General features: G+C 49.4%; 1 protein-coding gene. It reads right to left on the bottom strand.

Translation table 11 applies throughout. The features are described 5' to 3' along the window. Positions 1–39: 39 nt before the first annotated feature. On the bottom strand, positions 40–288 hold the full coding sequence (locus tag J5224_RS35345) for a DUF1289 domain-containing protein (protein ID WP_264629429.1): 249 nt from the start codon (positions 286–288) through the stop codon (positions 40–42). Positions 289–510: the final 222 nt, after the last annotated feature.

Below are 510 nucleotides of genomic sequence, written 5' to 3'. Positions count from 1 at the left end.
CTCCATTATGTAACATATGTTATTAGGGCCAGAGGCGCACTAATCATCGTTGAATAACGAAGGCTGCTGCCACTCGCTATTCAGTGTAGCCTTTTCCGAACGTAACAGCCGTTTCTCGCGTTGTCGGCAAAGTCTTAACACGTCCTGTTTTTGCGTATCGCTCATCTGCCCCCAGGAGAAACGCTCGCTGCGACTGCGGAAGCACCCCAGACAATAGCCGCGCGCATCCGATTGACACACGCCACGACAAGGGTTTGGAACAGCAAAGAGCTCAAGTTGCTCAGGCACTGCACCTCCGCAACCCATCACGTTCATTGAAGCGTTACAGGGCGACAATGGCAAGCTTTAGGTGTAGAGCGGCGCTGGTTGTAAACGATACTCAGTATTATATATTGTAGCGCCGAAGATTTCTCTAGCGACACTATTTATTTAGTCTGTCATTAATATACCGCAAGGTTATGTCATAAATGTGATTTCCATCCGCTGCGGCACCCAGGGTGTACCTTCTAC

The sequence above is a fragment of the Candidatus Symbiopectobacterium sp. NZEC135 genome (assembly GCF_025962695.1).
Note: the sequence above shows the minus strand (reverse complement) of the source record. Positions and strands in the feature narration are given on the sequence as shown.